Source organism: Flavobacterium sp. GW821-FHT12A05, assembly GCF_058807735.1.
Genome location: NZ_JBXAQY010000002.1, coordinates 413069 through 432470, shown reverse-complemented (window position 1 = coordinate 432470; position 19402 = coordinate 413069). Strand labels below are relative to the sequence as shown.

Below are 19402 nucleotides of genomic sequence, written 5' to 3'. Positions count from 1 at the left end.
TTATTAAAAAATCAATTTTTAAACATACTATTATGAGCATACCAGCAAATTTAAAGTACACAAAAGATCACGAATGGGTTAGCATCGAAGGAGATGTTGCAACTGTAGGAATTACTCATTTTGCACAAAAAGAGTTAGGAGATATCGTGTATGTTGAAGTAGAAACTTTAGATCAGACACTTGATAAAGATGAGGTTTTTGGAACAGTTGAAGCTGTAAAAACAGTTTCTGATTTGTTCTTGCCTTTAACAGGAGAAATTATTGCTTTTAATGAAGATTTAGAAAGTGCGCCAGAAACGGTAAACTCTGATCCTTACGGAGCTGGATGGATGATTAAAATTAAAATTGCTGATGCATCAGAAATAGATTCTCTATTATCTGACGAAGCTTATAAACAACTTATCGGTGCCTAAACAATTATTGTTAATTTGGGCAATTCTTTGCTCAGGAATAATTGCTTATTTTTGTTTAACAGATTCAAGTAACCTTCCGGCTGTAAGTTTTCCCAGTATTGACAAGATAGTGCACTTTTGCTTTCATTTTGGTTTTACCATTTCCTGGATTGTCTTTTTCAAAAAAGAATTAAAAGGAAAAGATGTAAATGATTACAAAGCATACTTGATTTCGTTTATATTTTCAGTTTTCTTTGGAATAACAATCGAAATCCTTCAAAGTGTTCTAACAGTAACAAGAGCATCAGATGTATCAGATGTTTTAGCAAATGCACTCGGCGCACTCGCAGGAGTTTTTACTGCTATAGCTTTAAAAAAACAAATCGATAAAATATAAGAATATAATTACCCACTTCGGTGGGTTTTTTATTGGCATAAAATCAAGCTTTATAAAAACGTATTTTTTATGAATTTAAATGTACTTTTGCGCCATTCGATCTAACTTCAATATTATGAATGTTAAGCAGTATTTAGATTCAACGTACTTAAAGACAGCATCTCAAGCCGGAATTTCGGAAGAGGAAAATCGTGTTGTCGTTACAAATGCAATTTCAGAAGCAATTCAGGAAGGATTTAAACTCGTCATGATCAGGCCCGAATATGTGAGTTTGGCAAAAGAAATGATCTTAAAAGCAAATTCAACTTTACTTGTTGGCACCGTAATAGATTTCCCGGAAGGAAAATCTAGTTTAGAAACCAAGATTAAAGAAGCCAATGAAGCAATAGAAAATGGTGCCGATGACCTTGATTTTGTTTGTAATTATGAAGCGTTTAAAAATGGTGATACTTCCATAATAAAACAAGAAGTTTTAATTGGAACCCAGATAGGACTGGCCAATAATAAAACAGTAAAATGGATTATTGAAGTGGCAGCTTTGAATGAAAAAGAAATTATTCAGATTTGTGCTTTAATAAAAAATGTTGTCATATCGAATTTTCAAGAAGAAGAATACGCTTCGATTTTTGTAAAATCATCAACAGGTTTTTTTAAAACATCAAATGATGCTCCAAACGGAGCCACAATTCCTACTATAATCATGATGCTGGAAAACGCGTCGCCTTTGCAGGTTAAAGCGGCGGGCGGAGTTCGTTCTTATGAGGATGCAATAGAAATGATTCGTTTAGGCGTTAAGCGAATTGGAACTTCGGCAGCAAAAGCAATTGCAAACGGAGAAAATACCACAAATCAATATTAAAATAAAGCCCCAAATTTACGTGAATAAGTTTTTTTTATCTTTTGTTACTATTTTAATTCCCTTGTTTACTTTTTCTCAGGAAACAAACATAAAGCAAGGTTTTACCGCAGAGCAGTTTCCGATTTTTCCAAGCTGTGAAAATCTTCAAACTAAAAAACTGGAAAATTGCTTCTACAAGGAAGTCCAGGATTTTGTTTATAATAATTTTCAGGTTCCTGCAGACTTAAAACAAAACAATTACAAAGGAGAAGTAAAAGTTCTTTTTGAAGTTGATGTTAACGGAGAGTTTAAAGTAATTTATGTAAATGCCGTAAATGATAATCTGGCAGAAGAAGCAAAACGAGTTTTTGGTAAATTTCCAAAAATTAAACCTTCAACTTATAACGGAAGACCAACTTATTCTAAGTATACCATTTCAATTGATATCCCTTTAAAAAACTCGGATCAAATTGCGGCAGAAGCTTTGGCTGCGGCTGAAATTTTAAAGCCAGTTGAAAAACCAATGACCGAACTGGATAGTATTGTGTATAAAAAATACAATATGCCGGAATTCGAAAGCCATTTGAATATCCCTTTCTCTCATAGTTATTATGCACAATTTGATGGCGCAATGAATCAAGTGGGAACTAATAATCATACTGCTTCTAAACCGTATACTTATGCTGAGGTTTCGAAATATTATAACTTAAAAGCCGTAAATCAATCCCTTCAAAAAAATGTTTCAACCTGGCTGGGAAGAAAATGGTGGAACGAAAACATGGTGCAGATTCAGGGTGAAGATTACTGGCTGGCGCTGAATCCGATTGTAGATTTACAAATGGGAAAAGCCTCAGATCTTGATGCTTCTTATTCTTATGTAAACACACGTGCTTTAAATTTTAGAGGAGGTTTAGGAAAACAAATCAACTTTACTACGACGGTTTTTGAAAGTCAGGGACGATTTGCAGGTTACTATAATACATATGCCGAAACGTTGAAACCATCTGGAGGAAATCCGGCGATTATTCCGGGAATGGGCATTGCAAAACGATTTAAAACAGATGCGTATGATTTTCCTTTGGCAGAAGCCAATATTACTTTTGCACCGGGTAAAATTTTTGATTTTCAATTAGGTTATGGAAGAAACTTTATTGGAGACGGATATCGTTCTTTACTGGAAAGCGATGGAGCAAGTCCATATCCGTATTTTAAAATCAATACTACTTTCTGGAAAATCAAGTATACCAATACTTACATGTGGCTGAAAGATGTTCGCCCGGAAGTAACGGTTGATAAAACGTATGCGACAAAATTTATGGCCAACCACTATTTGAGCTGGAACGTTTCGAATAAACTGAATCTTGGTTTCTTTGAATCGGTTGTTTGGACCGATACAAATAACAGAGGATTTGACGTTAACTTTGTAAACCCAATTATTTTTTACCGTTCAGTAGAGTTTTCATCGTCATCAAGAAGTGGAAATGCACTTTTAGGTATGACTGCAAAATACAAATGGAATAACAATGTTAATTTATACGGGCAGTTTTTGCTGGACGAATTTTCGGTGGGAGATATGGCGAAAGGCGAACAAAGCTGGAAAAATAAATTTGGATATCAATTAGGAGCAAAATACTTCAATGCTTTTAAAGTAAAGGATTTATTATTGCAGTTAGAGTACAACCATGTGCGTCCTTATGTGTATTCTCATAGCGCTGTTATTACCAATTACGGGCACAACAATCAAAGTATTGGGCACCAATGGGGAGGAAACTTTGAAGAACTTGTTGCAATTGGCCGTTACCATAAAGGACGTCTTTTTGCAGATGCTAAATTTACTGTTGGAAAAAGAGGTTTAGATTTTGACACGGCACAAGATAGTTTTAATTATGGAGGAAACATTTATAAAAGTTATGATGAGAAACGTCCGTACAATACAGGAGTAAAAGTAGGGCAGGGGAATAAAACCAATGTATTTATTGCCGATATTCAAGGTGGATATTTAATAAACCCAATTACGAATTTGAAATTGTTTGGAAGTTTTATTTATAGAAACTTTGATCCAACTCAGGAAACGGCAACAACATTTAAGCAAAGTACAACTTGGTTCACAATAGGATTGCGTTCGGATATCTTCAATTGGTATTTTGATTATTAGAATTTTTAATAAGATTTTTCGAAATAATACTGTTAAAGATGGGCAAGTTCTTATTTTGCAAAGGTTTTATTGAAAAAAACTAAATTGATAGTCCTAAATTCTATAATCTAATTTGTACATTTGCACCACTCAAAAAAAATTACAAAGACTACGGTATTGAACGCTGCTAAAAATACATTTTCAATAAAATCAATATTTCTGGATTTCAAAGAGATTACTAAAGCTGGTTTGGCTATTAGTGTTTTGTTCTCTTCAATAGCAGGATATTTATTAGGAGTTAATGACGAACATCCGTTTAAATGGAGTACTTTGGCAATTTTGGCAATTGGCGGATACTCCATGGTTGGGGCTTCAAATGCTTTTAATCAGGTAATAGAAAAAGATATCGATTCTTTAATGGATCGTACAAAAAATCGTCCGGTTCCTTCAGGACGTATGACTCCAATAACAGCATTAATTGTAGCAAGTCTGCTTACTATTATTGGTATTGCATTGTTGTATACCATAAATGCTAAGTCGGCAATGTTTGCTGCAATTTCAATATTTTTATATACTAGCGTATATACACCATTAAAAACCGTAACTTCATTGTCGGTTTTTGTTGGGGCTTTTCCTGGTGCAATTCCTTTTATGTTAGGCTGGGTAGCGGCAACAGGAGAATTTGGTATCGAAGCCGGAACACTTTTTTTAATTCAGTTTTTCTGGCAGTTCCCTCATTTTTGGTCAATTGGCTGGTTTTTATATGATGATTATGCTAAAGCAGGAATCTATATGCTTCCAACAGGAAAAAAAGATAGAAAAACAGCTTTACAGGTTATTTTATATACAGTTTGGTTAATAATAGCGTCACTATTGCCGGTTTTAGGCTATACGGGACAGTTGTTTATTTCGCCAATCGCTGCAGTTTTAGTGTTTTTGTTAGGTTTATGGATGTTGTTTTATGCCGTTCGTTTGTATCAGCTGAGAACAGCAAAAGCAGCAAGAACATTAATGTTAGTGAGTGTGTCGTACATCTCATTACTGCAGATTGTGTTTATAGTAGATAAATTTTTAAGATAGTTATGGAAATGACATTAACAACAAGTGAAGAGCAGGTACAAAAATCAAAGTCGGCAAAGCTGATTTTGTTGTTCGCCATGGTAAGTATGACCATGATGTTTGCTGGACTTACAAGTGCATTTGTGGTAAGTAAATCAAGAGCCGATTGGTTGCAGAATTTTCAAATACCAATTGCGTTTTATTTTAGTACAGTGGTTATTATTGGGTGCAGTGTTACTTTTTTTCTTGCTAAAAAAGCAATTGAAAAAGGAAACAGAACTGCCACTACCGCGTTTCTTTTAGGAACATTGGCTTTAGGTATTTTGTTTGTGATTTTGCAGTTTGCAGGTTTTGGACAAATTATAGAAAGTGGTTATTATATGACAGGACAAGGTAGTTCAATTACTACAACTTTTCTTTATGTAATTGCACTTATGCACCTATTGCACTTAGCAGGCGGGCTAATTTCACTTTTAATTATAATTTATAATCATTTTAAACAAAAATACAATCCGACCCAAACTCTTGGAATAGAACTAGGTGCGATGTATTGGCACTTTTTGGATTTATTATGGGTATTATTATTTTTATTTTTATATTTCTTTAAATAAGAAAAAAACGTAAATTTGGGAACTTTTTAACGAATATCTTTTATGGAAGCGACAGTTACTACTGCAAATAACGACGAAAAAACTTGGGGAGGCGGTCATGAAATCCAGCCGTTAGGATCAAGTTATGGTAAAATGATGATGTGGTTTTTTATCGTATCGGATGCCTTAACATTTTCAGGATTCTTAGGGGCTTATGGTTTTTCTAGATTTAAATTTATTGAAACTTGGCCATTGGCTGATGAAGTGTTTACTCACTTTCCTTTTATGCATGGCGTTTCGGCTCCTATGTATTATGTAGCCTTAATGACTTTTATCTTGATTTTCTCATCTGTAACAATGGTTTTGGCTGTTGATGCAGGTCATCAATTAAAGAAAACAAAAGTGGCTGTTTATATGTTCTTAACTATTATTGGAGGTTTAATCTTCGTAGGCTCACAAGCTTGGGAATGGAAAAACTTCATTAAAGGAGAATATGGTGCAGTTGAAACACATGGTGGAAGTTTATTGCAGTTCGTTGATAAAGACGGAAAAAGAGTCGCTCTTGCTGATTTTGCAGTAAAATTACCAGAACAAAGAGAAGAACTTACCAGAGCAAAAGCAAAATGGTTTATGGAAAGTGCTGAATCAGTACCAACTTATTCTGTAGCTGAAATTCAAGCTGGTTTTAAAGCTCATCCTGAGTTATTAGTAAGAACAGAAACGCTTACTAAAGAGAAAAAGAAAACAGTTTTGTCTAGAGAAGAATCTGCAGCTCGTTTGAGTGAGGCAAAATATGTAGTAGAAGGTGCAAACTTAATTAGAAATGAGTACGGTAATAAATTATTTGCTGATTTCTTCTTCTTCATCACAGGATTCCACGGATTCCACGTATTTTCTGGAGTTATCATCAACATCATTATTTTCTTTAATGTATTGTTAGGAACTTACGAAAAAAGAAGAAGCTACGAAATGGTAGAGAAAGTTGGTTTATACTGGCACTTTGTAGATTTAGTTTGGGTATTTGTATTTACAGTTTTCTACTTAGTTTAATTTTAGATCTTAATTATTATGTCACACGAGCACGTATCAAATACAAAAAGAATCTGGTTTGTTTTCGGATTATTATCAGTAGTAACTACAGTAGAAGTTATCCTTGGTATTTTAAAACCAGCATCATTAGAGTTTAATCATTTTGTTGGTTTGAATTTGTTAAACTGGATATTTTATATCTTAACAGTATTCAAAGCATATTATATAGTATGGGCATTTATGCACATGGAAGGTGAAAAAAGCAGCCTTAGATGGTCTGTTGTATCGCCAGTTATCTTCCTAGTTTTATATTTATTGTTTATTCTGTTAACAGAAGGACATTATATTTATGGGGTTTTTAAAGATTCTACTATTAAATGGAATTTTTAACATGATATTAATTCGAAAAGAAGCTCCGTTTAACGGAGCTTTTTTTATTTTTGTACCTCAATAACTTCCGTTAAAACAATGAAAAAAAATATAGTTCTTTTTGTGCTTTTTGTTTTGCCAATTGTAGCCTATTTGTTTTTTGCTTCAGGTGTAAATAGTTTTACAAAACTTCCCATTATTACTCCAAAAATTGCCGACTTTGGAAATTGGAAATCTCTCGACGGCAAGAAAGTTTCTTTAGATAAAAAAATTACCGTTTTAGGTTTTTCCGGTTCTGATATTTTAAGCAGCAGAGGAAACTATTTTAATCTTAACGAAAAAATCTACAAGCGTTACCACGGTTTCGAAGATCTTCAGTTCGTAGTTATCTGTCCGCTTGGCACAGAACAAGAAGCTCAGAAATTAGTAGATGCGCTTAAGCCTTTTACAGATGTTTCGGGTTGGAATTTTGTTTTTGCTTCGCCAGAAGAAATACAGGCATTTTACAATCAGCTTCACTTAAAAGGAAAGCTGGATGACAAATTGGGTACTTCAAATGTTTTTATTGTTGATAAAGAAAGAAACTTAAGAGGTCGTAAAGGCGGCAATAAAGATAAAAAAGACGAATACAAAGAAGGATACGATACTTTTCACCCATCAGAATTGAGCAATGAAATGCTTGATGATTTTAAAATCATTTTATATGAATATCGCGCTGCTCTTAAAAAGAACCATAATGCCACAAAACAACTTTAAACTTACTTATAATGTTCAAAAATAAATCATACATCGGGATTTCGTTTGTTATTTTGATTTTCGGAATCTATGCAGTGCCAAAAATTGTTAATAGAATTAAAAATGGTGAAGTTGTAAAAGGAAATCGTTTAGATAATGTTAGTCTTAAAGATTCTAAAGACACAAAATTATTAACGATTGGCCCGGCTCCAAAATTTGAATTGACAAATCAGGATAACGTTAAAATATCTAACGAAACGTATAAAGGGAAAGTGTATGTTTTAGAATTCTTCTTTACAACTTGTCCTTCGATCTGCCCAAAGATGAACATGAGCATGCTTGAAATCGAAAAAACATTCTTTGGTAATCCAAACTTCGGGATCGTTTCAATTACAATCGATCCGGGCCATGATACGCCTCAGGTTTTAAAAGACCATGCAAAATTATTAGGAGTAAAATCGTCTACATGGAACTTTTTAACAGGAGACAAAGTGACTATTATGGATTTGTCTAATAAAGGATTTAACCTTTATGCCGGCGAAAACTCTAAAGTAAGCGGTGGTTTTGAGCATTCAGGATTATTTGCTTTAATTGATAAAGATGGAAACATTCGTTGTAGAAAAGATGAGTTTGGAAATCCAAATATTTACTATGACGGTTTAGATAAAAAAGGAGTTCGAGATATTCAACAAGACATTAAAATATTATTAGCAGAATAAAAATGGAAGATCATTCATTAGAAAAAAAATACAATAAATTTATCGTTGCGGTTTCAATCATTATTCCGGTTGTTGTTGCAATTCTTTTCGGAGTTAAATTAAAAGATTTCGGATTCAATGTTGAGCCGCTTTCATTTTTACCTCCAATTTATGCCACTACAAATGGTATCACAGCAGTTGTTTTAGTTTGGGCTGTTATTGCTATTAAAAACGGAAAACGAAAACTGCACGAACGTTTAATGACTTTTGCTATTGCATTGTCTGTTGCATTTTTAGTGATGTATGTTGCGTATCACATGACTTCAGATTCGACTAAATTTGGAGGTGAAGGAATTATACGTTATGTATATTTCTTTATTTTAGTAACCCATATTTTATTGTCTATCGCAATTATTCCGTTAGTGTTAATTAGTTATGTAAGAGCGCTTGCGCAAAGATTTGACAGACATAAAAAAATAGCTAAAATTACTTTTCCGCTTTGGTTATATGTTGCGGTAACAGGTGTTGTGGTTTATTTAATGATTTCTCCGTACTATGTATACTAAAAATAAAATTCAAAAATTCATTCTTGGAATTTGTATTTTCCTAATTGGAATTTCGGCTAATGCTCAATGCGCTATGTGTCGTGCTGCACTTGCGGGAGATTCGAATATAAAAAAGGCAGAAGCTGTAAATGACGGAATCGTTTTTTTAATGATAATCCCGTATTTACTTGTAGCAATAATAGGGTTTCTTATTTATAAGATGTACCGATCTAAAAAGAAAAAGGCAGAATTATAATTCTGCCTTTTTTTTATTTCAATCCATTTACGGAGACATTTACAGTTCCGTTTATTTTTATAAAAGCAATAATCGCCTGGTTTGTTAATTGAATTTTATCAAACTGGATATCCTCCATTTTACCGTTTACAAAAACTCCCGGCATTGGCGAATAGTTTTTAAGATATGCTGCCATGCTTTTTTTGCCCTCTTCTAAATTAGGCTGTATAGAATAACGACAGCTTTCTTCCATTTTTCTTAAGACATAACCTTGCGCCAGCCAGTTTGCAGTCCGCATTAATTTACTTTTAGTATCGAGAACATAATCAAGTTTGTCAAAATAAATTTCTTTGGTTTGTGCATTATATTGCGGTGTTCCGTTTAAATAAAGCGTACCGTTTATAGAACCTAAAACATCAAGCGCAATCACCATCTTTCCGTTTTTATGCCAAATAGAAACGTTTTTTACCGTAACCTTTTTGCTTCCCGAACCAAATTCCTGTCCGGCAAAATTCTTCGTCATGATTTTAGAAGCATCGACATAACTCGAAATTGCGGCAATATTGGCGGAAATCTGATTTGGAATTTTGGTAACCGGTTTCAAAACAATTTTGCTGGCATTGAACTTAGATTCCGGTTGTTTGCCCACAATGGTTTCCATGTTGCATTTCATTCCCATATCCAGTAAAAACGAATCGTTTTTAAGTTTGGCATTTGTAGAATAAATTTCAACAGGAACAATTCTTAACCAGCTTTCATACGTATCGCTCATTTGAAACGGCGTACAGATTTTTTCTAATGCCGATAAAACATTCGGTTTAAAATCCATTGATTTCTCAATCGCTTCGTCAATCTTGTGCTCCAGTTTTGATTTAAAAATGGTAATAGCCGGATTTATCAAATAAGTAATCGGCATGTTTTTTCCAAAAATTGTCATCGTTGGACTTTCGCTCCAGTCTAAAGATTTGAATTCGGTTTTAGTATTTAATTTCCAGTTTGTCAAAGCAACATCGCTGGATAAAGTAATGACTCCGTTTAAATTAAACTCACGCGTGTCGTAAAGTTCTACCCCCAGTTTTTTGGTTCCAATGCGATATTTAATATTGGCTTTTAAAGGAAGAATTGTTTTTATCTTTTTGTCCGGATTTGCTGGATCATTCTGAATTTTAATTGGTGCCTGCTTCCAGATTTTCATTTCAATATCGTCGTCTTCGATATTGTTGTCTTCATAAATCAATCCGTTTAAAAGCGCGTTGGTCTGGCTTTCAATGTCATTCAGTTTAACTGTAATAGGCAGATTAATAAATGATGGATTTGCATCATAAATTAACGGACTCGCATCATCCGGTTCTGGCTTCAGTGTTTCTAATTTTTGAGTTGTGGAACAGCTAAAAAACACGACAGTTACCGCAAACACTGATATTTTTGAAAAAAACTTCATAATTAATGATTTTTTTAAGTGAAGCAAAATTAAGAAAACAATTAAATTATATTGACAAAGTGTAACATTTGATAACTATTGCCGTCTTATTTAAATACTATGGTAGAATTATTAACGTTTTGTTATCATAATTTACTTATAAAAAATATTATTATTGTTTTAAAAATTTAACAATACCATGATCGAAATTAAAGATTTGCACAAATCCTATAAAATGGGGAGTTCGGAATTGCATGTGTTGAAAGGGATTAATTTTAATATTGCCGAAGGAGAATTAGTAGCGATTATGGGATCGTCAGGGTCTGGGAAATCTACGCTTCTTAATATTTTAGGAATTTTGGATGAAGCCGATTCTGGTAGTTATATTTTAGATAAAACTCCAATTAAAAAGCTAAACGAAACCTTAGCTTCAAAATACCGAAACAAATTTTTAGGTTTTGTTTTTCAGTCTTTTAATTTAATAAATTACAAATCAGCGCTGGATAACGTTGCTATGCCTTTGTATTATCAAGGTGTAAAACGAAAAGAACGTTATGATATCGCGATGAAATATCTTGAAAAAGTAGGCTTAGGTTCGCATTCTCATCACCTGCCTAATGAGCTTTCGGGAGGTCAGAAACAGCGTGTGGCAATTGCAAGAGCATTGGCATCAAACCCAAAAGTTTTGCTTGCAGATGAGCCAACGGGAGCTTTGGATACTAAAACTTCTTATGAGGTTATGGAACTTATTCAGGGAATTAACGACGAAGGAAAAACAATTTTGATCGTGACACATGAACCTGATATTGCCGCAATGTGCAAAAGAAATGTGGTCCTGAAAGACGGATTAATTATCGACGATAAATTAGTAGAACAAGTTAGAGCTTCATCTTATGTTTAATATTGAACGCTGGCAGGAAATATTTGAGGCAATTTCTAAGAACCGACTCCGAACATTTCTAACGGGAATTTCGGTAGCATCGGGAATTTTTATTTTGGTGATTTTGCTTGGAGCCGGTAAAGGTCTTCAAAATGGTATTGAAAAACAGTTTGAACGCGATGCTGCAGGAATTATAGAAGTTTGGTCTGGTACAACAACAAAAGAGTACAAAGGTTTAAATCCGGGGAGACAGATTCAGTTTCGAAATAGCGATTATAATCAGTCTGTTCAAAAATTTGAAGATAAATTAGACTTGAGAGCTTCAACTCAAAATTATTGGGGAGCGCCTTTCTCTTACGGAAAAGAATCAGGAAATTATCAATATAGAGGGGTTGATCCTGATTATGGAGGCATCGAAAACCTAACGATAGTTCAAGGCCGATATGTAAACAGCAAAGATTTACAGAATAATGAAAAAGTGGCTGTTATTGGGATGAAATTAAAAACAGATTTGTTTAAAGACAAAGAAGCAATTGGACAGGAAATTGCCATAAACAAAATCAATTTTAAAGTAATTGGAATTTTTACAGATCCGGGAGGAGAAAGAGAAGAAACAAGAGCTTATCTGCCTTTGACCACAGTACAAAGAACTTTTGGGGCTGGCGATAAAATCAGTAATTTGTTTTTTACTTTAAAAAAGACAAACAATTATGACGAAGCTTTGGCACAGTCTGAAAAATTTACGCAAGATTTAAAAGACTTATTAAAAAGTAAAAACATGGTGGCTCCCGAAGATGATGGAGGAGTAGGAGTTTACAATTCGGTTAAAGACGCAAAACAATTTTATGATTTAAATCTTTACATCAGATTGTTTTTTTGGTGGGTCGGGATTTGTACGATCATTGCCGGAGTGGTAGGTGTAAGTAATATTATGTTGATTATTGTAAAAGAAAGAACAAAAGAAATTGGAATACGTAAAGCTTTAGGTGCTTCTCCGTTTTCGATTATTACAATGATACTTCACGAATCTATTTTTATTACTACAATAGCTGGTTTTGTTGGTCTTTTGGCAAGTTTATTATTGCTGGAATTTGTTGGGCCGATGGTGCAGAGTGAATATTTTAGAAATCCCGAAGTTGATTTTAGTGTTGCCTTGACAACATTATTTTTACTTGTATTTGCAGGTGCTGTTGCTGGTTTTTTTCCGGCATATAGGGCAGCCAAAATTAAACCTATTGTAGCACTTAGAGACGAATAATTATGTTTAAAAAAGATAATTGGGACGAAATTTTACAGGCCTTAACGGCCAACCCATTCAGAACTATTCTGACGGCTTTTGGTGTTTTTTGGGGAATCTTTATTTTGGTAATTCTCCTCGCAGCAGGTAATGGTTTAGAAAACGGTATCAAAAAAGGATTTGACGGAATCGCCACAAACACGATGTTTATGTGGAGTCAGACCACATCTAAAGCATATAAAGGGCTGCCGAAAATACGTCGTTATGATTTTAGAAACAGCGATGTAACGGCTTTAAAAGCAGCATTGCCTGATTTATTATATGTTTCGCCAAGAAACCAACTGGGAGATTTTAACGGAACAAATAATGTTGTTCGCGGTACAAAAACTTCTGCATTTACCATTTATGGAGATTATCCGGAGCTGATTAAACAACAGCCAATGGATATTATAAAAGGAAGATTTGTTAACCAACAAGATATTCTGGATAGAAGAAAGGTTTGTGTAATTGGTAAAGGAGTAATCAGTGAACTGTATGGAAAAGAGGAAGAATGTGTAGGAACTTATATTAAAATCAACGGAATTAATTTCATGGTTGTTGGGGTTTATAAATCGAAACAACAAGGTGGAAATGCAGAACAGGAGCAAAAAAATATTTTTATTCCGTTTACCACTTTTCAACAGGCATTTAATTACGGAGATAAAGTAGGATGGATGGCGCTCACCGCAAGAGACGAAACTTCTATTACAGAATTAAAACCGAAGATTTTAGAAATTATAAAAGCACTGCATTCTGTAAATCCTACAGACGACAGAGCGGTTGGAAATTTTGACTTGTACGAGCAGTTTAATAAAGTACAGAGTTTGTTTAATATTCTAAAAATCATTGCTTATTTCGTAGGGACATTAGTTTTGATTTCGGGAGTAATTGGTATTTCGAATATTATGCTGATTGTAGTTAAAGAACGTACCAAAGAAATTGGAATAAGAAGAGCACTAGGCGCGACGCCGGCGGCAATTCGCGGACAGATATTATCAGAATCTATATTTTTAACCATTATTTCAGGCATGCTGGGTATTGCCGTCGCAACGGGAATCATTGCGATTTTAAATATGGTTTTAGATTCGATGCCGCAAGGAAATGATACTATGTTTGCCAATCCAAGTGTTGATTTAGGAGTTGTATTTGTTGCCTTAATAATATTAGTAGGATCTGGTTTGCTGGCAGGATTTATTCCGGCGCAGACCGCAATTAATGTAAAGCCTGTAGATGCTTTACGAACAGAATAAAATTATCAATCAAAAAATAATCGATTAAACCGAAAACAAAATGAAAAAAGGAGTAACCGTAACCATTTTAATCTTAATTGCTGTAGTGTTTTTTGGCGCACTTTATTATTTGTACGCGAAGAATCAGGAATCACCAGTTGTTTTTAAAACGGAGAAAGCAGAAACCAAAACAATAGTAAAAAATACAATTGCTACTGGTAACATTCAGCCTGATGAAGAAGTCTTAATCAAACCGAACATCTCAGGTATTATTGAACAGGTTTATATTAAAGCCGGAGAGAAAATTAAAGCAGGAGATATGATTGCCAAAATTAGAGTTGTGGCAAACGTATCTAATGTAAGCAGTACTCAAAATCAAGTACAAACTGCAAAAATCGCTTTAGATAATCAGGAGAAAATTTATCAAAGACAAAAAACACTTTTTGATAAAGATGTAATTTCTGCAAATGATTTTGATGCAGCACAATTAGCTTACAAACAGGCAAAACAAAATTATGCATCAGCAAAACAAAGCTTGGATATTGTAAAAACAGGAACAACTTCGTCATTGGGAAATTATGCGAATACCTTAATTCGTTCTACAGTAAACGGAATGGTTCTAGCGGTTCCGGTAAAAGTAGGAAACCAGGTTATTGAAAGTAATAACTTTAACGAAGGCACTACGATTGCAAGTGTTGCCGATGTGGGAAGAATGATTTTTATTGGAAAAATTGACGAATCTGAAGTTGGAAAAATCAAAGAAAAAATGCCAATTGAAATCACGGTTGGAGCAATCGAAAATAAAAAATTTGAAGCTGTTTTAACTGATATCGCACCAAAAGGAGTAGTAGAAAACGGAGCAATTCAGTTTGAAATAAAAGCCAGATTAGAAAATAGAGATGAAACATTTATTAGAGCAGGTCTAAGTGCAAATGCTTCTATTATTCTTGAAAAAGCAGAGAAAGTTATGGCTATAAAAGAATCATTAGTACAATTTGACAAAAAAACTCAAAAGCCTTATGTTGAAATAGAAACAACTCCTCAAAAATTTGAAAGAAGAGATTTAGTTTTAGGCGTAAGCGACGGAATTTATGTTCAGGTTAAAAGCGGGATCAAAAACACAGATAAAATTAAAATCTGGAACCAAGGTTTGATCGACGAAAAAGAGAAAAAATAAGCTGAAATTATAAAGAGTTTTTTGGTTTTAAAAAATGTTAAATTTGCGTAGTTGGTTTACTGCGCTTTCATTCAAAATATATGAAAATAAATAAATATAATAGTCTTGTTGTTGCCATGTTATTCGGTTTTGGATTAGCCGGACATGCACAATCAAAACAATGGACTTTGGAGGAATGTGTGAAATATGCATTGGATAATAACATCACAATTAAATTAACCGAGTTAGATTTAAAAACTGCGGCAATAGATAAAAGAGGCGCTATAGGAAATTATCTTCCATCAGTAAACGCAAATGCATCGCACTCTTGGAATATTGGTTTGAACCAGAACATTACAACAGGTTTGCTTGAAAATCAAACTACACAATATTCGTCTATTGGAGCTTCTGTTGGGGTTGATATCTACAAAGGGCTTCAAAATCAGAATACACTTCGTAAAGCAAATCTTTCTATTATAGCTTCAAAATACCAATTGTTGAAAATGCAGGAAGACATTTCTTTAAATGTAGCCAGCGCATTTTTACAAATCTTATCTAATAAAGAGAATTTAAAAGTAAGAATGGAACAGTTAGCTATTGATGAAAAACGCTATGCCCGTTCTGAAGAAATGGTAAATGCCGGAACAATTCCGCGTGGAGATTTATTTGATCTTAAAGCTACTGTTGCCACAGATAAGCAAAACATTGCGGTTTCTGAAAACAATTTATTGATTTCTAAATTAAGTTTAGCACAGCTTTTACAATTAAAAGAATTTGCAGATTTCGATGTAATCGATAATACAAACTTGCAGGATCAGAATAATATCATGGCACAAAGTCCAATTGATATTTATAATAAAGCAAAAGAAACGAGAACAGAATTAAAATTAGCTCAGACAAATCTGGAAATTGCAGAAAAAAATGTTACTATTGCCAAAGGAGCTTATCAGCCAACTTTAAGTGCATTTTACAACTTTAATACCAGAGCAAGTTATTCTGATATCATTACGGGATCTGTTCCAAATACAGCTAATCCAACTACTCAAATCGGATTTGTAGAAGGAACAAATCAGGCTGTACTTCGTAATAATAGTACTTCTGTTTTGGGTAATGCAGCTCCAATTTTGGATCAGTTTAATGATAATAAAGGACAATCTTTTGGTTTGCAGCTTTCGGTTCCAATATTTAACGGATTCTCTACCAGAAACAATGTTGAAAGAAACAAAGTAAGTTTAGAGAAATCTAAAATAGATTTAGAGCAAAAAAGTTTAGATTTGCAACGTAACGTTTACACTGCATTTACAGATGCAAAAGGAGCTTTAAATACTTATGAATCATCAACAGTTACTTTAGAAGCAAGACAACAGGCGTATAACTACGCTAAAGAAAAGTATGATGTTGGTTTAATGAATTCATTCGATTTTACACAAGCACAAACTTTGCTGACCAATGCACAGTCTGACGTTATTAGAACGAAATACGATTACATGTTTAAGATTAAAATACTTGAATTCTATTTCGGAATTCCAATTGTTCCAATTATTACAAAATAATTTATTATGTCAAAAAAAACAATTTACTTCTTACTTGGGGCGGCGATAATTATAATTACTGCATTAATAGCATTTAAAGGAGTAATAGGAAATAAAGATGAAGGAAAAGAAGTTGAAATTTCTAAAGTAGCTGCTTCGACAATCGTTGAAACCGTTTCGGCAACTGGAAAAATTCAGCCGGAAATAGAAGTAAAACTTTCATCAATGGTTTCCGGTGAAATTATTGCGTTAAATGTAAAAGAAGGTCAAGTTGTAAAAAAAGGCGATTTATTGGTAAAAATAAACCCTGATTTATATACATCAGGACTAGAGCGATCTGTAGCAAATTTATCTGGAACAAAGGCAGGTTTAGTACAGTCTGAAGCTAGTTTTAAAGAAGCCAAAGCCAATTACGAACGTAATAAAACCTTGTACGACAAAGGCGTAATTTCAAAATCAGATTGGGATAAGGCGATTTCAACCTACGAAGTTGCAAAAGCGACCAAACAAAATGCGTATTATAATGTTCAAAGTGCCTCAGCATCTGTTACAGAAGCAAGAGACAATTTAGGACGTACTACAATTTATGCTCCTGCAGATGGTACTATTTCAGTGCTGAATGTAGAATTAGGAGAGCGTGTTTTAGGTACACAGCAAATGGCCGGAACAGAACTTTTAAGAGTAGCCAACCTTAATAATATGGAGGTTGAAGTTGATGTTAATGAAAATGATATCGTAAAAATTAAAATTGGAGACGAAGCAAATGTTGAAGTCGATGCTTACTTAAAAAAGAAATTTAAAGGTATTGTAACCAGTATTTCTAATTCTGCCAGTACAACCTTAACATCAGATCAGGTTACGAATTTTAAAGTAAAAGTTCGTATTGTAAAAGAATCGTATCAGGATTTATTAGAAGGAAAACCGGCTGCATATTCTCCTTTTAGACCAGGAATGACTGCTACAGTTGATATTATTACGACAACTAAAAATAATGTTTTGGCAGTGCCAATTAGTGCTGTTGTGGTAAAGTCTGATACTACGGCTGTTACTGAATTTAAAGTAGATGATCCGAATGAGAAAAAAACAGCTCCAAAAAACGATAAGAAATTCGAATGCGTTTTTGTGAAAGTAGGGGATAAAGCTAAAATCAGAGTTATCAAAACCGGAATTCAGGATGATACTAATATTGAAGTAATGTCTGGGCTGAAATCTGGGGATGTCGTAATTACAGGACCATATACAACCGTTTCTAAAGAACTAAATTCTGGAGATAAAGTAAAGCTTAAAAAAGCAGATGCTCCAAAGAAATAATAAAATATCTTTAATTTTAAAATTGCATACATTGTCTTTTATTCTCAATATCGAAACAGCGACCAAAAATTGTTCAGTATCAATTGCAAAAAATGGAGAAACGATTCTCTGTAAAGAAATTGCTGAAGAAGGATATTCGCATGCCGAGAAACTTCATGTTTTTATTGAAGAAGTTATTGCAGAATCCGGAGTTTCGGTTCAGGATTTAGCTGCGATTGCGGTAAGTCAGGGGCCAGGTTCTTATACTGGTTTACGAATTGGAGTTTCGGCAGCAAAAGGATTGTGTTTTGCATTAAACCTGCCGCTTATTGCTGTTGATACGTTACAGACTTTAGCATCGAAAGTGAAAGCTTCTGAGTGTAAAATTATTCCAATGCTGGATGCACGAAGAATGGAAGTGTACAGCGAAGTTTTTACTGCCAATTTAGAAGTTGAAAGAGAAATTCAGGCTGAAATTATTACAGAAGATTCTTTTGCTTCATACAAAGAAACCGTTTATTTTGTTGGAGATTGTGCCGAGAAATGCAAACCGGTTTTGACCAGAGAAAACTTTGTTTTTCTGGAAGAAATCAAATATCCGTCGGCAAACGAAATGAGTAAAATCAGTTATGATAAATACCAAAAAAGCGACACGGTAGATGTCGCTTATTTTGAACCTTATTATTTAAAAGATTTTATGATGACGCTGCCATCAAAAAAATAATAATCTATTTTTATTTTTGAATTGTAAACGGCTGAACAGAAATTCCTGCTTCGTCTAAAGCTGTTTTACAATTCTCTAAAGTATCAGAAAAAACAGCTCCATAATTTGCATTTTTCGCCCACGGACGCACCGCAAAATCAACTGAACTTGCAGACAGATTTTTTACAAAAACCTCAGGAGCAGGATTTTGAAGTACTTTAGGATTTTTGTTTAAAACATCCATAAGAACATCTTTTGCCTTTTTAATATCTGAATCATAAGAAATGGAGAAGGTCAAATCGGCTCTTCTTTCTCCCTGCATAGAATAATTAATTATCGTTCCGTTAGACAAAGCTCCATTAGGAACAAAAACAGTCTGATTATTTCCAGTAAGCATTTTGGTAACAAAAATCTGAATTTCGACAACTGTTGCGATAACGCCTTGTGCCTCGATTGTATCGCCAACTTTAAAAGGCTTAAATACGATAATTAACATACCTCCCGCAAAATTCGAAAGTGATCCCTGAAGCGATAAACCAACCGCAAGACCCATTGCACCCAAAATGGTTACGAATGAAGAAGTCTCGATTCCGAGTTTTGAAATAAAGGTTACGAACAATAAAATTCGAAGCGCCCACAACAAAATATCGGCCAGGAATTTGGTTAATGTAGGGTCAAGATTTCTCTTAACCATTATTTTTCTAATCACTCTGTTTATTAATCTAATGGCGTATAAACCAATAAATAAAATTAAAATGGCAGAGATTAATTTTGGCGAATAATCAATTAACATATTGATAAACTTCGTAGTGTAACTGATGGACTGTTCGGTATCGATGTACATTTTATTTGAATAAAAAAACCTTCTCAATAGGAGAAGGCGTATTAGTTTTGC

The 19402-nt window shown here is 33.9% G+C and carries 21 protein-coding genes; 19 read left to right on the top strand and 2 right to left on the bottom strand.

All coding sequences use genetic code 11. The features are described 5' to 3' along the window. Nucleotides 1-32 precede the first annotated feature (32 nt). The 12 genes from gcvH (at nucleotide 33) to AC1RRQ_RS05220 (ending at nucleotide 9042) form a co-directional block, all read left to right on the top strand. The gene (gene gcvH, locus AC1RRQ_RS05275; protein WP_053471664.1) at nucleotides 33-413 is read left to right on the top strand and encodes a glycine cleavage system protein GcvH; all 381 of its coding nucleotides are present in this window, start codon (nucleotides 33-35) and stop codon (nucleotides 411-413) included. Beyond that, nucleotides 406-789, top strand: a complete 384-nt coding sequence (locus AC1RRQ_RS05270; protein WP_493021979.1) for a VanZ family protein — start codon at nucleotides 406-408, stop codon at nucleotides 787-789. Before gcvH ends, AC1RRQ_RS05270 begins: the two co-directional genes overlap by 8 nt. A 115-nt stretch (nucleotides 790-904) precedes the next feature. Continuing rightward, nucleotides 905-1648: a deoxyribose-phosphate aldolase gene (gene deoC / locus AC1RRQ_RS05265; protein ID WP_493021978.1), complete on the top strand. Its 744-nt coding sequence runs from the start codon at nucleotides 905-907 to the stop codon at nucleotides 1646-1648. A 19-nt stretch (nucleotides 1649-1667) separates the two neighbouring features. Continuing rightward, entirely contained in the window at nucleotides 1668-3782 is a 2115-nt protein-coding gene (locus AC1RRQ_RS05260; RefSeq protein WP_493021977.1) for an energy transducer TonB, read from the top strand. Nucleotides 3783-3938: 156 nt separating this feature from the next. Then, entirely contained in the window at nucleotides 3939-4841 is a 903-nt protein-coding gene (gene cyoE, locus AC1RRQ_RS05255; RefSeq protein WP_493021976.1) for a heme o synthase, read from the top strand. Between the two features lie 2 nt (nucleotides 4842-4843). Then, entirely contained in the window at nucleotides 4844-5431 is a 588-nt protein-coding gene (locus tag AC1RRQ_RS05250; RefSeq protein ID WP_493021975.1) for a cytochrome c oxidase subunit 3, read from the top strand. Between the two features lie 42 nt (nucleotides 5432-5473). After that, entirely contained in the window at nucleotides 5474-6460 is a 987-nt protein-coding gene (locus AC1RRQ_RS05245) for a cytochrome c oxidase subunit 3 (protein ID WP_493021974.1), read from the top strand. Between the two features lie 18 nt (nucleotides 6461-6478). Beyond that, complete coding sequence (locus AC1RRQ_RS05240; protein WP_493021973.1) at nucleotides 6479-6829, top strand: cytochrome C oxidase subunit IV family protein; 351 nt, start codon at nucleotides 6479-6481, stop codon at nucleotides 6827-6829. A 78-nt stretch (nucleotides 6830-6907) separates the two neighbouring features. Then, nucleotides 6908-7564: a hypothetical protein gene (locus AC1RRQ_RS05235; RefSeq protein ID WP_493021972.1), complete on the top strand. Its 657-nt coding sequence runs from the start codon at nucleotides 6908-6910 to the stop codon at nucleotides 7562-7564. Between the two features lie 11 nt (nucleotides 7565-7575). Further along, nucleotides 7576-8262: an SCO family protein gene (locus AC1RRQ_RS05230; RefSeq protein WP_493021971.1), complete on the top strand. Its 687-nt coding sequence runs from the start codon at nucleotides 7576-7578 to the stop codon at nucleotides 8260-8262. A gap of 2 nt (nucleotides 8263-8264) precedes the next feature. Next, nucleotides 8265-8807 (top strand): DUF420 domain-containing protein, encoded by a 543-nt coding sequence (locus AC1RRQ_RS05225; protein WP_493021970.1) that lies wholly within the window; start codon nucleotides 8265-8267, stop codon nucleotides 8805-8807. Next, nucleotides 8797-9042 (top strand): hypothetical protein, encoded by a 246-nt coding sequence (locus AC1RRQ_RS05220; RefSeq protein ID WP_493021969.1) that lies wholly within the window; start codon nucleotides 8797-8799, stop codon nucleotides 9040-9042. The genes AC1RRQ_RS05225 and AC1RRQ_RS05220 overlap by 11 nt, the downstream gene beginning before the upstream one ends. Before the next feature lie 13 nt (nucleotides 9043-9055). On the opposite strand, the gene AC1RRQ_RS05215 is transcribed toward AC1RRQ_RS05220, so the two are convergent. Beyond that, on the bottom strand, nucleotides 9056-10462 hold the full coding sequence (locus AC1RRQ_RS05215; protein ID WP_493021968.1) for a DUF4403 family protein: 1407 nt from the start codon (nucleotides 10460-10462) through the stop codon (nucleotides 9056-9058). Between the two features lie 178 nt (nucleotides 10463-10640). Here AC1RRQ_RS05215 and AC1RRQ_RS05210 point away from each other — a divergent pair, with 178 nt between their 5' ends. From AC1RRQ_RS05210 to tsaB, 7 genes are all read left to right on the top strand, one after another. Then, entirely contained in the window at nucleotides 10641-11342 is a 702-nt protein-coding gene (locus tag AC1RRQ_RS05210; protein ID WP_253787658.1) for an ABC transporter ATP-binding protein, read from the top strand. Continuing rightward, nucleotides 11335-12579, top strand: coding sequence for an ABC transporter permease (locus AC1RRQ_RS05205; protein WP_493021967.1), 1245 nt, complete (start codon nucleotides 11335-11337; stop codon nucleotides 12577-12579). The genes AC1RRQ_RS05210 and AC1RRQ_RS05205 overlap by 8 nt, the downstream gene beginning before the upstream one ends. Before the next feature lie 2 nt (nucleotides 12580-12581). Further along, nucleotides 12582-13847 (top strand): ABC transporter permease, encoded by a 1266-nt coding sequence (locus tag AC1RRQ_RS05200; protein ID WP_493021966.1) that lies wholly within the window; start codon nucleotides 12582-12584, stop codon nucleotides 13845-13847. A gap of 40 nt (nucleotides 13848-13887) precedes the next feature. Next, on the top strand, nucleotides 13888-15003 hold the full coding sequence (locus AC1RRQ_RS05195; RefSeq protein ID WP_493021965.1) for an efflux RND transporter periplasmic adaptor subunit: 1116 nt from the start codon (nucleotides 13888-13890) through the stop codon (nucleotides 15001-15003). A gap of 80 nt (nucleotides 15004-15083) precedes the next feature. Then, on the top strand, nucleotides 15084-16535 hold the full coding sequence (locus AC1RRQ_RS05190; protein WP_493021964.1) for a TolC family protein: 1452 nt from the start codon (nucleotides 15084-15086) through the stop codon (nucleotides 16533-16535). Between the two features lie 6 nt (nucleotides 16536-16541). Continuing rightward, nucleotides 16542-17825, top strand: a complete 1284-nt coding sequence (locus AC1RRQ_RS05185; protein WP_493021963.1) for an efflux RND transporter periplasmic adaptor subunit — start codon at nucleotides 16542-16544, stop codon at nucleotides 17823-17825. A gap of 31 nt (nucleotides 17826-17856) precedes the next feature. Next, complete coding sequence (tsaB, locus tag AC1RRQ_RS05180) at nucleotides 17857-18528, top strand: tRNA (adenosine(37)-N6)-threonylcarbamoyltransferase complex dimerization subunit type 1 TsaB (RefSeq protein ID WP_493021962.1); 672 nt, start codon at nucleotides 17857-17859, stop codon at nucleotides 18526-18528. A gap of 10 nt (nucleotides 18529-18538) precedes the next feature. Here the strand turns inward: tsaB and AC1RRQ_RS05175 are convergent, their stop codons facing one another. Further along, nucleotides 18539-19351, bottom strand: coding sequence for a mechanosensitive ion channel family protein (locus AC1RRQ_RS05175; RefSeq protein WP_493021961.1), 813 nt, complete (start codon nucleotides 19349-19351; stop codon nucleotides 18539-18541). Between the last annotated feature and the right edge of the window lie 51 nt (nucleotides 19352-19402).

Excerpts from the sequence above, each read along its gene's own strand:
- gcvH (WP_053471664.1), top strand. The coding sequence starts at position 33 with ATGAGCATACCAGCAAATTTAAAGTACACAAAAGATCACGAATGGGTT.
- deoC (WP_493021978.1), top strand. The coding sequence starts at position 905 with ATGAATGTTAAGCAGTATTTAGATTCAACGTACTTAAAGACAGCATCT.
- AC1RRQ_RS05250 (WP_493021975.1), top strand. The coding sequence starts at position 4,844 with ATGGAAATGACATTAACAACAAGTGAAGAGCAGGTACAAAAATCAAAG.
- AC1RRQ_RS05245 (WP_493021974.1), top strand. The coding sequence starts at position 5,474 with ATGGAAGCGACAGTTACTACTGCAAATAACGACGAAAAAACTTGGGGA.
- AC1RRQ_RS05240 (WP_493021973.1), top strand. The coding sequence starts at position 6,479 with ATGTCACACGAGCACGTATCAAATACAAAAAGAATCTGGTTTGTTTTC.
- AC1RRQ_RS05235 (WP_493021972.1), top strand. The coding sequence starts at position 6,908 with ATGAAAAAAAATATAGTTCTTTTTGTGCTTTTTGTTTTGCCAATTGTA.
- AC1RRQ_RS05230 (WP_493021971.1), top strand. The coding sequence starts at position 7,576 with ATGTTCAAAAATAAATCATACATCGGGATTTCGTTTGTTATTTTGATT.
- AC1RRQ_RS05225 (WP_493021970.1), top strand. The coding sequence starts at position 8,265 with ATGGAAGATCATTCATTAGAAAAAAAATACAATAAATTTATCGTTGCG.
- AC1RRQ_RS05220 (WP_493021969.1), top strand. The coding sequence starts at position 8,797 with ATGTATACTAAAAATAAAATTCAAAAATTCATTCTTGGAATTTGTATT.
- AC1RRQ_RS05215 (WP_493021968.1), bottom strand. The coding sequence starts at position 10,462 with ATGAAGTTTTTTTCAAAAATATCAGTGTTTGCGGTAACTGTCGTGTTT.
- AC1RRQ_RS05210 (WP_253787658.1), top strand. The coding sequence starts at position 10,641 with ATGATCGAAATTAAAGATTTGCACAAATCCTATAAAATGGGGAGTTCG.
- AC1RRQ_RS05205 (WP_493021967.1), top strand. The coding sequence starts at position 11,335 with ATGTTTAATATTGAACGCTGGCAGGAAATATTTGAGGCAATTTCTAAG.
- AC1RRQ_RS05200 (WP_493021966.1), top strand. The coding sequence starts at position 12,582 with ATGTTTAAAAAAGATAATTGGGACGAAATTTTACAGGCCTTAACGGCC.
- AC1RRQ_RS05195 (WP_493021965.1), top strand. The coding sequence starts at position 13,888 with ATGAAAAAAGGAGTAACCGTAACCATTTTAATCTTAATTGCTGTAGTG.
- AC1RRQ_RS05190 (WP_493021964.1), top strand. The coding sequence starts at position 15,084 with ATGAAAATAAATAAATATAATAGTCTTGTTGTTGCCATGTTATTCGGT.
- AC1RRQ_RS05185 (WP_493021963.1), top strand. The coding sequence starts at position 16,542 with ATGTCAAAAAAAACAATTTACTTCTTACTTGGGGCGGCGATAATTATA.
- AC1RRQ_RS05175 (WP_493021961.1), bottom strand. The coding sequence starts at position 19,351 with ATGTACATCGATACCGAACAGTCCATCAGTTACACTACGAAGTTTATC.